Raw genomic sequence first — 15,708 nt, forward strand, 5'->3', positions numbered from 1 at the left:
TTTCTAATTCACATCAGGCGTAAGTAACTTAATCCTGCCATAAAGCGATGCCACCCAGTAAACCAGTAATATTGGGGATAATTTTCACGTTTGCTGGTAGATTCAATTTGACTTTTACTGCTTCCCCACCACCGATGTAAAGACAGTCACAATTAAAAAGGTGTTGCAGGGAGGCGATCGCCTGATTTAATCTTTCATTCCACCTTTTCTCACCGATTTTCTCCAAAGCTGCCCTACCTAACTGTTCCTCATAGGTTTCACCCTTACGAAAACGATGGTGTCCCATTTCTAAGTTTGGTACTAAAGTACCATTGACAAACAGCGCCGAACCAAATCCCGTTCCCAGGGTAATGACTAATTCCACACCTTTACAGGAGATTGCACCTAAACCCTGCATATCCGCATCATTAATTACCCGTACCGGAGCTTGTAATTCTTGGGATAGGTGAGTTGCCAAATCAAACCCCTGCCAAGCAGGATCTAAATTCACGGCAGTTTCTGTGATTCCCTCGCGTACAACTCCCGGAAAACCCACAGAGACACGATGAAATTCGCCCTGAGTCGCTGCTAGAGCAGTAATTGCTTGCATCACAACATCTGGTTTTGCAGGTTGGGGGGTTTCAGTTCGCGCCCTTTGAGTCATGGGATTACCAGTAATATCTAATACAATCACTTTGACTCCGCTACCACCAATATCTACAGATAGGGTACGAATGTTGCCGTTTTCTTCCACCTGGCATATCCTCCAAGATTGTTGCTAGTGACAATTATGACTTAACATGATTTCAATTTGCAGACTTCTCGTCTCTTTGTTGGCAGATACTTAGGAAGCTCGTCAACCTTTATGAGTTCAGGGCAATTTCTAATATTTCCTTGTGGATAAATGCTCGATCCAAGAGAAATTTGATTTTATCCGTGGAAAGTGGATTGCCATTGGCATAATGTTCAACCCAAGTAGTGCTAATTTCGTCTGGATTTTCCGGCAAATTACTTACATCCCAACCGGGTATATCTAAATCTTCCATCAAGCGATTAATTTTGGGATCATAGCTGAGGGCAAAACAACGACATCCCTCACTCGCAGCCATAATTAAACTATGTAAACGCATACCGATCGCCATTTCTACCCCTCGAAATACACCCTTGAGTAATTCTGGTTCCTCCAAACACATCACCTGACTGACATCTCGAAAAGCTGAATGTATGGCTTGGGCGATACTTAAATCCTGGGCTTTCTGGAAAGGTAGGAGTAGAATAAAAGTCTGGGTTGCTTTCTGGAAATCCACCAGAGCTTTAGTAATTTGGGATAACCGCATAGCAGTTAGTTGGGGGTGCGATCGCAATGTTACAGCCACCCTCGGTGCAGGTAAATCCCACAATCCTGGAACCGGTTTTGCTTCTAGTGCCCAAACTGGATCCGGTGCGAGAACATAAGGTATATTCCAATCATGGAGTAAGCCAGCAGAAGCGCGATCGCGCACACTCACTTGGGTACAATGAGCAAAAGTTTGTCTTGCTAACCATTGTGTCTGTTTCCGCTTCAAAGGTCCAATACCCTGTGCCCAAGCTACAGTTTTTAAACCCATTCTCTGGGCTAATGTCATCATTCCTCCATAATAAAATGGGCTAATGGCACTAGTTGCATCCTGAATTAGGCTACCACCTCCCCAAATTAAAGCATCACAGGATTGCAAAGCTTGCATCACAGACAAAAAAGCCATGCGATCGCACACCTCTACCCCATAGCGCTGTCGAGTTTCCTGGGGGTTACCAGACAAAACCACAGGACTCACATTCGGTGGTAGCATTTGCAACAGAGTCGCCAGCAAAGCTTCATCACCACCATTTCCTTTACCGTAATAACCAGACAATAACGCCCGCATTGCTTTCACTTGGTTGTATATTTGGGTAGATGCTTAGACTTTGTAACTGATATTTTGCCTAAATGTAAATGGTAATCGGTAATCCGTGATGGGTCATCACAAATCATCCTCGCGATCGCTCAATAAGCACTTTATCCCGATCCAGCCATACCCTTGACTAACTTACCCTTCACCCTTGACCATTGACTATTGACCACCGACTATCAATTAATTATGCACGCTCTTTCAGTCCCCACTTGGATTATTCACATTTCTAGTGTTATTGAGTGGATAGCTGCCATCTGGTTAATTTGGAGATATGGCGAAACCACAAATAACCATGCTTGGTGGGCACTATCTTGGGGAATGTTACCAGCATTAATTAGTGCAATGTGTGCTTGTACTTGGCATTATTTTGACAATGTACCATCCTTAGAATGGTTAGTGACATTACAAGCAACTATGACCTTAGTCGGTAATTTTACCCTCTGGGCGGCGGCATTTTGGATTTGGCGGCAAAGTAATTCTCCACAACATCTTGCCTCAGATAATCCCCCAGCCAATTCCACTCAAGACTCGTAGCTGATTCCCGACTTTTTACCAAGTCAAGGTGATGAACTCTTCTAATCCTTTGAATTTCCCCTCATCTACACCCATGAATAAAGATGCTCTCTTTGCCCTTTCCCTCTTCCCATACCTCGGTTTTCTTTGGTTTATTAGTCGTGTTCCCCAAATGCCTCGTTTAGCTTTGTACGGCTTTTACGGTACTCTTGTATTTGTGGGTATTACTATTCCTGCGGGTATCTATGCCAAAGTTGCATACAACGATGCCCTAGCGAATATTGACTGGCTCCATGGCAGTGCAGAAGTCTTTCTCACCCTGGCAAATATTTTAGTTGTCTTGGGTTTCCGCCAAGCAGTTATCCAAACCAAGAAAAATTAAATCTCGTCTATGATGAAACTCGGAGTTTTTTGAGTGATTTCAAGCCGTCATTACGACGTTAAGAAGCAATCTCAAAGTCTTTATGCAAAAGTTCTCCAGATAGACGAGGTTGAAATCAACAGAAATCACCACACCTCACCACTAAATTTTGTTTGAGACAATCATATGGAAGTTATTCCAGCAATAGATTTACTAGAGGGACGCTGTGTCAGACTTTACCAAGGAGACTACGCACAATCACAGGTCTTTAGCGAAAATCCAGCGGAAATTGCCCAGCAATGGGTAGAACAGGGTGCAACCAGATTACATCTTGTGGATTTGGATGGAGCCAAGGCAGGTAAAATTGTTAACCTAGCAGCCATTGAAACCATAGTACAGGCAATCTCAGTACCTGTGGAAGTGGGGGGTGGTTTACGCACCAGGGAAAGTGTAGAACAGTTATTTAACCTGGGTGTGGAATGGGCTATTTTAGGAACTGTGGCAGTGGAGCAACCCCACTTGGTACAAGAACTCTGTCAAGCCTTTCCTGGTAAAATTATTGTCGGTATTGATGCTCGGAATGGCAAAGTTGCTACCCGTGGTTGGTTAGAAACTTCTGAAGTCTTGGCTACCCAGTTAGCTGTACAAATGCAAGAATTAGGTGCAGCAGCAATTATCTATACGGATATTCACCGTGATGGAACTCTCAGTGGTCCCAATATGGAAGCTTTGCAGGAGCTAGCAACAGCTATTAATATTCCTATTATTGCTTCTGGGGGTGTCAGTTCTGTAACAGATTTACTGAGTTTACTTGCCTTAGAAAATCGAGGAGTGACAGGGGCGATCGTTGGTCGGGCATTATATACTGGCGATATCTCTATGAGAGAAGCTGTACGTGCTGTTGGTTCTGGTCGTATCCAAGATATTCCACCGAATTTTGATACTTCCACCTTTGCCTAAAGACAACACTCTTTACATACTACACTTCATATATTCATATTTCAACCAGTCCAATACTGGTTATTTTTTTATGTTTTCCGGATTTGTTTAGTTGCCAACTGTATCTCAATTTAGAAATAAACAAACAAAACCGAGGCTAAAATGGCACGTCAAAAACTTCCTATTAAAGGCAAACCTCCTAGAACAGAATCCGGTACAACAAAGGTTTCTGTTAATTTCAAGGAAACTCAACCTCAACCTAAAAAGGCTGATGAATGTTAATTCATGAATATAAATTTCTCTGCTAATTTTAAGTATCTCTGACACATTTTGATATCGCTTTAAATTTAAATTTAATAATTTTTGGGTTTCCTATCAATCTGAGACGTTATACAGCGTCTCTTTTTTTGTTATCAAAAATGTAGAGACTCCCCAATTCATATATTCATATTTTATCCAAATTTTAAAACTGGCTGCGACAGAAACCGTACTGAACCAACAAAGTAGAGAACTTTCTAGTTGCATTCAAAAAATGAATTGGTATTAACCATTCCAATACTATTTATTTTTTATGTTTTCCGGATTTGTTTAGTTGCAAGCTGTATCTCAATTTAGAAACAAACAAAAGCGAGGTTAAAATGGCACGTCGAAAACTTCCTATTAAAGGCAAACCACCCAGAACTGAATCCGGTACGACAAGGATTTCTACGAATTTTAAGGAAACTCAACCTCAACCCAAAAAAGCTGATGAATGTTAATTCATGAATATAAATTTATTTGCTAATTTAATTAGCCCTGACACATTTTGATATTGCTTTAAATTTAATTTCAATTTAATAATTTTTGGATTTCCTATCAATCTGAGACGTTATACAGCGTCTCTTTTTTTGTCAGCAAAAGTGTAGAGATTTGACAATGATAAAACCCTAGAACAATACCTAGGGATGTTATGATTTGTATAACAAATTTAAGTGAAAAGTTTGTGATATATTATATCATAGCCCTTATAGTTCTGATGTCAGACAAAGGGCTATGCTATTTACAAACTAATATTTATTTGGCTTTAGCTTGACTTTTTGCCTGTTCTAAAGCAATCTCTTTCATAACTTGATAGGAATTGACATTAGAGGTTCCTTCAATGGCTTTCACTGCCAAATCTTGTACCTGTTTTAAGGCAGATTCTAGTTGTTTAGAGAGATTTTGAATGCGACTTTCTTGATTAGTAATAGTTTGCTCTAAAGATTGTAATCTTTGCTCATAGAATCGTTTTTGTCCTTCTACTTCTTTGGCAAACAAATCTGACTTAATTTTTGCTTGGTAGTGGGCAATTCCTCTGCCTTCTTCCGTTGCTTTTTTCACTGCACTTTCTTTCTCTTGGGGAAATGCCTCTACCTTTGCTTTACATTCTGCAAACTGCTTTTCCTGATCAGAAATAGTTTTTTCTCTTTCAGTCCATTGTTTTTCAATATTTTCTCTGAACTCATCTAGTTGCTTATAGAGTAATTTTTGTTCCTGCTCATACTCGTCCTTTTGCAGTTTGCGTTCTAGCTCTAAATCATATTTATACTCAGCGCTATCTCTTTGTCTTGATTTATTCAAATTATCATTTCTTTCTTGAATGGTAGTTTTATATATTTCTTGTTCCTGATTCCAAGAATTAACCTTTGCTTGAAATTCTTGTAAAATTTCTTCGTAACGCTGGGTATACTCTTCTTGAAAAGTCTTAGAGTTATTTTCATAGGATGCAATCAGAGAATCCAGGGTATCTTCTGAAATTTCTAAATTATGTAACTGCTTTAACTCTTGAATTTCCTGCTCTACAGATTGTCTAATTTCAGATAACTTTGATGCTTGATTGGTTAATTGCTCAGATAATTCACTGGCAGCACTACCAAAACCGAGTTGAATTTTCATCAAGCTATCAATTGTGGCATTCATTTTTTGTTGTACAGAGGTGCGTTGATTCATATTTATGACTGGTTCTACTTTGATATTTTCTCTGATATTTTCTTTTTCTTTACTACTTGTTTGAGTAATTGTCTCTGCTGCTTTATCTAACTGAGATTTAAGAGCTGCTTTTTCCTTTGCTAATTCTTCATAAGCTTGCAGAATTTCAGCTTTGGTATTTTTATCATTGGGTTTTTTCGCTACCATATATAACTCCGATTTTTGAGATGATTGATTATTTCACATGGAAATTTGTGTTCATACTCCTATGTCACCAGAAGATTACTGATAAATGCACCAGATAAAACAGAGTGAGTTAGATTAGCAATTCATTCTTGGCGATCGCGGAGTATTTTCTATTTATTTAATTATCTATTTGGCAGAATTCTCAAAGGCGCGCATTGCCAAATCCTGTGCTTGTTTGAGGGCTGTTTGGAGTTGTGTAGAGATACTTTCTATTTGCTCTAGTTGCTTATTAATCGCCTCTTCTAAAGCTTGAATTCTTAATTCATAACTTTGTTTTGTTCCTTCCCATTCTTTCTCAATTAAATCAGCCTCTACTTTAGCTTTTTGGCTGGTTTCTTTAATTGCTTCTTCTCGCGCTTTCTTCACAGATTCTTCTAACTCTGTGGGGAATTTAGCAATTTTTTGCTGATATTCTGTTAAAAGTGATTTTTGCTCCTGAATAATTTTTTCTCTTTCTTGCCAGTTTTTCTCTTTTTCCTGGGTTGACTCTTCTGTTTCTCTCTCTAATTGACGTTTTTTAGCTTCATATGCATCTGTAGTTATTTTGAGAGTATTCTCTAATTTGTATTGATACTCTTCTGCTTCCTTTTGTCTCTCCTTCACTAAGGATTCATCATAGGATTTGACTGCTGCGTCGTAGATTGCTTGCTCCTGTTGCCAATTTTTACGAGTTTGAGTAACTTGTTTATCTAGGGTTTCTTGTTTACTAGCAAAGTCTTGTTCTAAAATATTCAGCTTTTCTTGATGCTCCTGAGTCAGGATATCTAAAGTATCAGCTACCACCCGAATTTGTTGCAAATCTTTTAAATTTTGTGATTCAATCTCAATAGCTCTATTTAATTCATCAAGTTTTGAGTTTTCTGTGGCTAATTTCTCCGATAGAGAAGTCACAATAGTCCCAAATTCTAGTTGTAAGTCTGCTAAACCCTTGATAATACTATCTACTGTATAAGTAGAAGCAGTTGTTAGTATCTCTTGATTCTTAATTTTTTCAGCTTCTTCTTGTTTTGTCGCAATTCTCGATTCTAGCTTTTTTCTGTCAGCTAAAATTTGTTGGAATGATTGCATGATTTGCTGTTTACTATCTTTGGCAACACCTGCGCTCATATATATTCTCCTGGAAATCTGCAATAATTTTTATTAGTCAGCAAGCCATTTCAAAACTTACCCTTATCCAATCCAGGGTAGTCTGAAATTTTATATTTGTAGTGCAGTGAAAATACTGAAGCGAAAAACTTGGGTTTCTCACTTATCTTTGAGTCGAAATGCTGGCACCTCAAAGCTTATAGTAATTATGTACTATAAATATACTGAAATAAGCTAGGGCTTGTCAAGGGGTAGATAAAATCTTGCGGTGACTGTATTTAGACAGTTTTAGGAATTAGAGCGAAGAGAAAAAGTTGCTTAGTTAAGGTTGTTCGGAAGTTTTGACAGATGTAGAGTGGTAGAGTGCTATCGAAGAAGAGCCGGAGTATTTATTGCAAGCAATAATAGATACGTTATACTCTGCGTAATACTGATGAATGTAGAAATTTTTAGAGGCAGGCAAGGATGCCTGCTCCATGGAATAATTAATTATTACTATTCCCTGACTTTGCTGGGACGCTCCACCAAGCTAAAGCGTAGGGTTGGATGGGTTCGTTAACTTGTTTATGGAATTGTACGCGGATTTTGTATTTACCCGTGGTAGGAACAGGACAGAAAATGTGTTCTACACTGTCAACTTCACTGATAGAACTACAAGCAGTAGTTGTACCTTTGCCATCTTCTGCAACTAAATACAAATCCAGGTTGTTTAAACCGCGATCGCGGAAGCTTTCTTCAGCGTCATACATCCCATTTTGGTTTTTATCATTCAGTTCTACCAAACGATTCCAGGCTAGGGTAATGGAGATAAAGCTACCTTGGCGTAAATTTTGCCTTAAACTATAATCAACGGTGGAATTAGCATTGACTGTGCGATAATCCCAACCAATAGCTGGAACCTCACCTAGGGAAGGATTAGACATCCCCGTGCTAAATTGTTGATAGGCACGAAAAGCGTTTAAATGTCCTGCACCCATCTGCATATGTAGGGGAATTTTCGCATCTTTATAGCTGTCAGATTCTAGCCAATCTTGATTTTGTTTATCAATAACTGTGCGTGTCATCCCTAAACGTAAACCATCGCCAGTATCTTTAATTTTATCTGCTGAGTTCAGCAAGACAGCTTTCATCACTTCTTGGCGACGAGCATCAGTAGTCCATTTATCTTTCTTTGCCCGTAATTGCCTATCTCCATATTCCTGTAACAACGCCACTATAGATGTTACATGGGGAGCGGCAAAACTAGTACCTGTAACTTTATTGACTTTACCATCAGGATTCAGCATCCGAATGTTATTTCCTGGAGCTAGGAGGGCGATCGCGCGACGCGCACCTAAGTTAATTTCCCTACCAGCAAGTCGCTGACTCATAGCTGGGCTACTGGCTGCGAGATTAGAAACATCGACTTTACTAAAAATACCAGCCCGACGGGAAGAAAATGCCACATTAATTCCATTGTAATTATCAGTGGGAATGGGAATACCACCCTTGCCCTGATTACCCGCGATCGCATACACCACATTATGTACCCGACTCGACCAATCAATACATTGAGTTAATAAAGCATTACCATCTAACACCGCATTGGGACGTGGATCGCGGTTCAATGGTTCACCAAAACTAAAATTAATTGCCCGCACATCACCCCCATTCTGCAAGGCAATATGCTGTGCTGATAAACATTCCTCCGGTTGCCCGGTTTTAATTCCCCCCACTGCTGATGAATATAATTTCGCATTCGGAGCAACACCAGGGTAAGCTTTATCCTTACTCACCATTACCCCTGCCACATTAAAAGCATGGGAATCTACACCACTATTTGATTTTGCTGGACTATTCCGTAAAAATACTGCTGTGATAGAAACTGCACGATTTTTAGATACAGCTTTATCCCAACCAAACTTACCAGGACGACCAATTTCCACTTGACCGATGGCAATTTTATTACCAGTCAAATTATAAGGGGGTCTTTGCAGTTTTAAAGCATCAATACCATTTATGTCTAAAGAAGAATCCAATCTTGCCGCCATCCCTGGTATGCTGAGGCAAACAGTACTTAATCCGGCAAAAAGTATCCCAACCGTCTTTTTTTTCATAAACAAAAGTCAGTAATCCAACAGTCAAAACAATCTAGACAAGGGTATAGGTGGTCAATAGACTTCTTGCAGAAGTCAAAAAAAGGGTAAGGGAGTGTTTCAAACCTCAACTTTTAAAGCTTCAGCATAGTCTGTCCCTTGACACAAAAAAACCTCCCCATCCCATTTCCAGGATTCATAGACTTTTTTCTCTCCATACCCGAAAAAAATATGAGCATTGACTCCATATTTTGTTACAATGCTTACAGAAACGGACGCTTAAATACCCACTAGCCATGACCCAAACGTTATCTCAAAAGCAGATTGTAGTCGCTCCATCTATCCTCTCAGCCGATTTTAGCCGTCTAGGAGACGAAATCCGGGCAGTAGATGCTGCCGGTGCTGACTGGATTCACGTTGATGTAATGGATGGTCGCTTTGTACCTAATATTACAATAGGTCCTCTGGTCGTGGAGGCAATTCGTCCAGTGACTCAGAAACCTTTGGATGTTCACTTAATGATTGTAGAACCCGAAAGGTATGTGGCTGATTTCGCCAAAGCTGGAGCGGATATCATTTCTGTACATTGCGAGCATAATGCTTCCCCCCACTTGCATCGGACTCTTTGTCAAATCAAAGAATTAGGTAAGCAAGCTGGTGTTGTACTCAATCCTTCTACTCCCCTGAATTTCATTGAGCACGTATTGGAAGTATGTGACTTAATCTTGATTATGAGTGTAAACCCCGGCTTTGGTGGTCAGAGCTTCATTCCCGCAGTAGTACCAAAAATTCGTAAACTTCGCCAGATGTGTGATGAACGTGGTTTAAATCCCTGGATTGAAGTTGATGGTGGATTGAAAGCAAATAATACCTGGCAGGTGTTAGAAGCCGGTGCAAATGCCATCGTTGCCGGTTCTGCTGTGTTCAATGCTCCCGATTATGCAGAAGCTGTGACTGCAATTCGTAATAGCAAGCGTCCGGCACCAGAGTTAGCAAAAGTTTAAATTCTGAAATAATTAGTAAACGAGAGACGTACCTTAGTATATCTCTCGTTTTTTATGGAAATATGAGAATAGTTTTTACCTAATCGAGGAAACCCATCAGCATTTGCGAATCATCGATTTCATTAGATGCTACGGGACGATTACCCATGACAGAGTAGGTTTCGGAAACAACAAGTGCACTGGAAGCAATGGGACGAATACCTGAAAGATTGATGGTATCAACTACATGCATGGTATTGGCTGTAATCGGACGTACTCCCATGATATTCAGGGTTTCCACAACCTGTAAATGGCTGATACCAACAGGACGATTACCCATGACGTTGTAGGTTTCAGAAACTTGTAAACCACTGGCAGCGATGGGGCGAATCCCTGATACAGCCAAGGTTTCTGCCACTTCGATTTCACTTGCGGCAATGGGACGAATCCCTGATACAGCCAAAGTATCTTTGACTTCTAACTTGTTGCTAGACTCCTTCTGCACTGGCATATCTTTTGCTGTTTCCTTTTCTGTTGTTTTTGCTGTTTGACCTTGATTATTTTCTGCTTCCACTGTCGCTTCTCCCTTGAGTCTTGCCCGTCTTTGTCGAGGACTGGTGTCCTTGCCAGTGCTATTGATACTCATAACCTGACACCTCCGGATTATTAATTGGATTTTACAATAGTTCTGAGAAAATCAAATTTTTCTATATATTTGAGTGTAACTTTAAACAAGCTTGTAGTATTATAAGTCTTTTGCATAACTTTATATAAGTAAAGTTAAACACTTAACATAAGTCCTAGAAAAGCAATAGTGATATCATCTCACCCTTTCCCCCTTTGTTCCCATCTTCAGCTACCATAGTCAAGGGTGTTGATAGTACATATGTATGGATAAGTTTTCTTTACAAGCTCCCTTTAGTCCGACTGGTGATCAACCGCAGGCGATCGCCCAATTATTAAAAAGTGTAAATGCTGGCGATCGCTATCAAACCTTGCTTGGTGCTACGGGAACAGGTAAAACATTTACTATTGCCTCAGTCATCGAGAAAGTTGGCAGACCAACCCTAGTCCTTGCTCATAATAAGACTTTAGCGGCACAATTATGTAATGAGTTGCGGGATTTTTTCCCAAAAAATGCGGTGGAATATTTCGTTAGTTATTACGATTATTATCAGCCAGAAGCCTATATCCCGGTGACTGATACCTATATTGAAAAGACAGCATCGATTAATGAAGAAATTGATATGCTGCGACATTCTGCCACGCGATCGCTGTTTGAACGTCGGGATGTGATAGTTGTTGCTTCCATTAGCTGTATCTATGGTTTGGGTATGCCTGCGGAATACCTGAAAGCAGCCATTCCGTTTCAAGTTGGTATGGAAGTTAATTACAGAGAAATACTGAAGTCATTAGTAGCAATTCAATATACGCGCAATGATTTAGAAATGACACGGGGACGCTTTCGAGTTCGGGGAGATGTGTTAGAAATTGCTCCTGCTTATGAAGATAGAATTGTCCGTGTAGAGTTTTTTGGTGATGAAATCGACGCAATTCGCTACATAGATCCAGTCACGGGAGAAATCATCCAAAATTTAGAAAGAATTAATTTATACCCTGCTCGCCACTTTGTCACCCCAGTAGAGCGTCTCGAAATTGCCTGCAACGATATCACCGCAGAACTCAAAGAGCAAAAAACCCAACTAGAAACATTAGGAAAGCTTTTAGAAGCGCAACGTATCGACCAACGTACCCGTTATGATATCGAAATGTTGAGTCAGGTAGGTTACTGCAATGGTGTAGAAAATTACTCCCGTCATTTAGCAGGGAGACAAGCAGGAGAACCACCGGAATGTTTAATTGATTATTTCCCTAATGATTGGTTATTGGTAATAGATGAATCTCATGTTACCGTACCTCAAATTCGAGGAATGTACAATGGCGATCAGGCTAGAAAGAAAGTCTTAATTGACCATGGTTTTCGTTTACCTAGTGCTGCGGATAATCGTCCTTTGAAAGCAGAAGAATTTTGGCAGAAAGTTAATCAATGTATCTTTGTTTCTGCTACTCCTGGAGAGTGGGAAATTGAAATATCCCAAGATAATATAGCCGAACAAATTATTCGCCCGACGGGAGTAATTGACCCAGAAATTAATGTTCGTCCTACGGAAGGACAAATTGATGATTTGTTAGGGGAAATTAAAGATAGAGTCAAACTTCAGGAAAGAGTTTTGATTACAACTCTCACTAAACGTATGGCAGAAGATTTGACCGAATACTTGGAAGATAATGGGATTCGTGTCAGATATTTACACTCAGAAATAAATTCTATTGAACGCATCGAAATTATCCAAGATTTACGAGAAGGTAAATTTGATGTGTTAGTGGGTGTCAACTTATTACGGGAAGGTTTAGATTTACCAGAAGTTTCCCTTGTAGTCATTCTTGATGCTGACAAAGAAGGTTTTCTGCGTGCAGAACGCTCACTGATTCAAACCATTGGAAGAGCTGCCCGTCATATTCGTGGTAAGGCGATTTTATATGCTGATAATTTGACAAAAAGTATGGTGAAAGCCATTGATGAAACCGAAAGAAGACGCGGTATTCAAACAGCATATAATCAAATTCATGGTATTACACCCCAACCCATTGCTAAGAAAAAATCTAGTAATGCTATTCTTTCATTCTTAGAAGTTTCTCGACGCTTAAATGCTACGGATTTACAGATAGTAGAAGAGCATTTAGATGAGATTCCTTTAGAAAATATTCCACAGCTAATTACTCAGTTAGAATCTCAAATGAAAGAAGCTGCAAAAAAATTACAGTTTGAAGAAGCCGCAAAATTACGCGATAGAATTAAGCAGTTACGAGACAAATTAGTTGGTCGAAATTAATCATATGAATACTCAAACACGTTCCAATTCTCCAGATATTTACTCAGTTTTGAGTCAAGTTCAACGCTTACGAGTTAGCGATGGAGAGATGAAACCCTTTTTAACTGATTGTGCAAATAATTCACAGTTACTTGTATTAATTTGGTCACAACTGGGAGATTTTGATAATTTAGAATATGCTTGGTGGTTGGGAAGAGAAAAAGAAAAGCTAGAAGCCAAGGGAATCACAATTCGTGCAATTGGAATTGGCGATCGCAATTCTGGTATCAAGTTTTGTGAGTACACGGGATTCCCTCAAGAATGGTTATTTGTGGATTCTCAAGCTGAAATTCATCAAACTTTAGGTCTTTATCCTGGTTTATCCATGCAATTCCCCTTACTTTCCACCTCACAAAAAGCTTGGTTAAATTTAATTTTAATGTGTGCAGGAATTGCTAGTCCTGGAACTTTGCGGGAAGTTTTTCGGGGTTACAAAGGTGATAAAAAAGCTCCGCAGTTAATTGCTGATGCAGAAGTTGTTAAGGGTACACCTTTACCACCAATCAAAGGTGCATTTTTTAAATTTGCTGGAGGAAATGGCTTTCAGCGTCCCTTTGAACTAGCAACTCTACGTTTGCGAAACATGACTGAAGTTTTAAGCAACTGGAATACTTATGTTCCCGACTCATCTTATTTGACACAACGGGGAGGAACTTTTCTCTTTGATTCCCAAGGTAATTTAATTTACGAACATCGCGATCGCGGTATTCTTGGTTTTGCTGAAAATATGAGTAATCCCTTATCTTTTTTGGATATATAAATTACATCAGAATGATATTTTTTCTTACAGAGTTGGAAAGTTAGGGAGAAACTATCTAGAAGGTCCAGAAAAAAACAGCGATCGCCATATTTTCCAGATATCATGAACAATTCCCTCCTAATGTTCTGAAAACAACGACAAACCACACCCTCACAGGCTATATTGCAGATAAGCCACACTGAGGAAAAACACCTGTGTTTCCCCTATACGACGAAAACCCGACACGCATAACCCCCTTTATTACCTATGGATTGATTGGGATGAATGTCCTAATTTTTATCCATGAATTTAGTTTATCTGCCCCCGAACTAGAGACTTTTCTAGATATGTATGCAGTCATTCCCCGGCAACTAACCAACGATTTTGCTAGTGAATGGATAACATTATTCTCTTCCCAATTTTTACACGGCGGCTGGTGGCACTTATTATCAAATATGTTGTTTCTCTGGGTATTTGGTAATAATATTGAAGACCGCATGGGGCATATTAAATACTTAATTTTTTATCTAATTTGTGGTGCCTTAGCTGCCCTCTGTCAATGGTTTATCGGGATTAATTCCACAATTCCTTCCCTCGGTGCAAGTGGGGCAATATCAGGAGTTTTGGGAGCTTACATCATTCGTTTTCCCCAAGCCAATATTGTCACATTAATATTTTTAGGCTTCTTTGTCACAACAATTAGAATATCTGCCCTGTTCATCATCGGATTCTTTTTTATTCAAAATGTCATTTCTGGTGTTGTCAGTCTACAACAAGCAGCTAGAATGACCATGGAAACAGGAGGAGTCGCTTATTGGGCACACATTGGCGGTTTTGTTTTCGGAATTTTACTTTCCCCCTTCTTTGGTTTATTTCGCCAGGATGATTATTAAATCCCTGATTAGGAAGTATTTTCTGTTGAACTCCTACTGAATTGTTTTGCTGCAAGTATGACAGAGCGATCGCCATCCTTCTACCGCACAGCGATCGCTCTATAAAAACTCAACCTTGAGTCGTCATCTCATCCAGTAACCCTGTACAAGCATCAACCAGTAAATCAATCACCAGATTAAAACCCTCCGCACCCCCATAATAGGGATCAGGTACTTCCTTCAAGGAGTGCTGAGTGCAAAAATCACACATTAATTTCACTTTATGCCGATACTGACCCGTAGAGTCAAAATAGAGGATATCTCGATAATTATCCTCATCCATAGCTAGAATCAAGTCAAACTCCTGGAAATCTGACTTATCAAACTGACGCGCACGTCCACGCATTTTAATTCCCAACTTTTGAGTTGCGGCAGCGCTCATACGACGATCAGGAGAACTACCAATATGGTAGCCAGATGTCCCAGCAGAGTCACAAACAAACTCATCACTTAATCCTTTTTGCTCAATCAAGTGATTCATGATGTTCTCTGCTGCTGGCGATCGGCAAATATTACCCAAACAAACAAATAGCAGTTTCTGTGGCATAAATAACCGCTTTAAATATAGCCATGTAGTCAGTAGTCTATAGTCTCAGACTTTTTGAATTTTAGCTGTAGACCATTGACTATTGACCATTGACTATTAACTATTAACTAAAATCCAGGTAATTCTAAACCACTCGTCAAATCTTCCATACGTTCCCGCATGGTTGCTGTGGACTTATTGTAAGCATCCTTCATGGCTGCTGTCACCAAATCAGATAGAACCTCTACACCTTCACCCAAAGCATCGGCAGAAATTTCCACGCGCTTTGGTTCTTGGTTGCCACTAACGATGACTTTCACCAAACCACCGCCAGCTTCCCCTTGAATTTCCATTTGCTCCAATTCTTCTTGGAGACGCTTGGCACCTTCTTGTACCTGTTGTGCTTTTTTAAAGGCTTCGGCTAGTTCTTTCATCTTACCTAAGCCAAAGCCACCAAATCCTTTTCCACCAGTCATAATTTAATGTCCACCTGTGCTGTGAATAACAAAATCAGATCC

At 39.7% G+C, this 15,708-nt stretch carries 15 protein-coding genes; 7 read left to right on the forward strand and 8 right to left on the reverse strand.

The window, feature by feature from the left end:
- Nucleotides 1-28: 28 nt before the first annotated feature.
- Together IJ00_RS19965 and csaB are read right to left on the reverse strand one after the other, a co-directional pair.
- The gene (locus tag IJ00_RS19965) at nt 29-733 is read right to left on the reverse strand and encodes an ROK family protein (protein ID WP_035155932.1); all 705 of its coding nucleotides are present in this window, start codon (nt 731-733) and stop codon (nt 29-31) included.
- A gap of 109 nt (nt 734-842) precedes the next feature.
- On the reverse strand, nt 843-1,883 hold the full coding sequence (csaB, locus tag IJ00_RS19970; protein WP_035155935.1) for a polysaccharide pyruvyl transferase CsaB: 1,041 nt from the start codon (nt 1,881-1,883) through the stop codon (nt 843-845).
- Nucleotides 1,884-2,096: 213 nt separating this feature from the next.
- Between csaB and IJ00_RS19975 the strand changes: the two genes are divergently transcribed.
- The 3 genes from IJ00_RS19975 (at nt 2,097) to hisA (ending at nt 3,744) form a co-directional block, all read left to right on the forward strand.
- Nucleotides 2,097-2,444 carry a DUF2499 domain-containing protein gene (locus IJ00_RS19975; protein WP_035155938.1) on the forward strand — a complete coding sequence of 116 codons (348 nt, stop codon included), beginning with the start codon at nt 2,097-2,099 and terminating at the stop codon, nt 2,442-2,444.
- Between the two features lie 31 nt (nt 2,445-2,475).
- Nucleotides 2,476-2,805, forward strand: a complete 330-nt coding sequence (locus IJ00_RS19980) for a DUF3593 domain-containing protein (protein WP_238178372.1) — start codon at nt 2,476-2,478, stop codon at nt 2,803-2,805.
- A 165-nt stretch (nt 2,806-2,970) separates the two neighbouring features.
- Nucleotides 2,971-3,744, forward strand: a complete 774-nt coding sequence (gene hisA / locus IJ00_RS19985) for a 1-(5-phosphoribosyl)-5-[(5-phosphoribosylamino)methylideneamino]imidazole-4-carboxamide isomerase (protein ID WP_035155941.1) — start codon at nt 2,971-2,973, stop codon at nt 3,742-3,744.
- Nucleotides 3,745-4,776: 1,032 nt separating this feature from the next.
- Here hisA and IJ00_RS19990 read toward each other — a convergent pair.
- The 3 genes from IJ00_RS19990 to IJ00_RS20000 all read right to left on the reverse strand — a co-directional run bounded on the left by IJ00_RS19990 (nt 4,777) and on the right by IJ00_RS20000 (nt 9,098).
- Nucleotides 4,777-5,877 carry a hypothetical protein gene (locus IJ00_RS19990; protein ID WP_035155943.1) on the reverse strand — a complete coding sequence of 367 codons (1,101 nt, stop codon included), beginning with the start codon at nt 5,875-5,877 and terminating at the stop codon, nt 4,777-4,779.
- A gap of 165 nt (nt 5,878-6,042) precedes the next feature.
- Nucleotides 6,043-7,023: a hypothetical protein gene (locus IJ00_RS19995; protein ID WP_035155946.1), complete on the reverse strand. Its 981-nt coding sequence runs from the start codon at nt 7,021-7,023 to the stop codon at nt 6,043-6,045.
- A 464-nt stretch (nt 7,024-7,487) separates the two neighbouring features.
- Entirely contained in the window at nt 7,488-9,098 is a 1,611-nt protein-coding gene (locus IJ00_RS20000) for a S8 family serine peptidase (protein ID WP_035155949.1), read from the reverse strand.
- 275 nt (nt 9,099-9,373) lie between these two features.
- On the opposite strand from IJ00_RS20000, the gene rpe reads away from it, so the two are divergent.
- Complete coding sequence (rpe, locus tag IJ00_RS20005) at nt 9,374-10,081, forward strand: ribulose-phosphate 3-epimerase (RefSeq protein ID WP_035155953.1); 708 nt, start codon at nt 9,374-9,376, stop codon at nt 10,079-10,081.
- Nucleotides 10,082-10,160: 79 nt separating this feature from the next.
- On the opposite strand, the gene IJ00_RS20010 is transcribed toward rpe, so the two are convergent.
- Nucleotides 10,161-10,706 (reverse strand): hypothetical protein, encoded by a 546-nt coding sequence (locus tag IJ00_RS20010; protein ID WP_035155956.1) that lies wholly within the window; start codon nt 10,704-10,706, stop codon nt 10,161-10,163.
- A gap of 244 nt (nt 10,707-10,950) precedes the next feature.
- Between IJ00_RS20010 and uvrB the strand changes: the two genes are divergently transcribed.
- The 3 genes from uvrB to IJ00_RS20025 all read left to right on the forward strand — a co-directional run bounded on the left by uvrB (nt 10,951) and on the right by IJ00_RS20025 (nt 14,625).
- Complete coding sequence (gene uvrB / locus IJ00_RS20015) at nt 10,951-12,954, forward strand: excinuclease ABC subunit UvrB (protein WP_035155959.1); 2,004 nt, start codon at nt 10,951-10,953, stop codon at nt 12,952-12,954.
- A gap of 4 nt (nt 12,955-12,958) precedes the next feature.
- Entirely contained in the window at nt 12,959-13,753 is a 795-nt protein-coding gene (locus IJ00_RS20020; RefSeq protein WP_046814874.1) for a peroxiredoxin-like family protein, read from the forward strand.
- A 194-nt stretch (nt 13,754-13,947) separates the two neighbouring features.
- Nucleotides 13,948-14,625 carry a rhomboid family intramembrane serine protease gene (locus IJ00_RS20025; RefSeq protein WP_035155961.1) on the forward strand — a complete coding sequence of 226 codons (678 nt, stop codon included), beginning with the start codon at nt 13,948-13,950 and terminating at the stop codon, nt 14,623-14,625.
- A 109-nt stretch (nt 14,626-14,734) separates the two neighbouring features.
- Here IJ00_RS20025 and IJ00_RS20030 read toward each other — a convergent pair whose 3' ends face one another.
- Both IJ00_RS20030 and IJ00_RS20035 read right to left on the reverse strand, forming a co-directional pair.
- The gene (locus IJ00_RS20030; protein ID WP_082127364.1) at nt 14,735-15,211 is read right to left on the reverse strand and encodes a low molecular weight protein-tyrosine-phosphatase; all 477 of its coding nucleotides are present in this window, start codon (nt 15,209-15,211) and stop codon (nt 14,735-14,737) included.
- A gap of 107 nt (nt 15,212-15,318) precedes the next feature.
- Nucleotides 15,319-15,666, reverse strand: coding sequence for a YbaB/EbfC family nucleoid-associated protein (locus tag IJ00_RS20035; RefSeq protein WP_035155964.1), 348 nt, complete (start codon nt 15,664-15,666; stop codon nt 15,319-15,321).
- Nucleotides 15,667-15,708 lie beyond the last annotated feature (42 nt).

This window comes from Calothrix sp. 336/3, from assembly GCF_000734895.2.
In the GTDB taxonomy this organism is placed as follows: Bacteria; Cyanobacteriota; Cyanobacteriia; order Cyanobacteriales; family Nostocaceae; genus 336-3.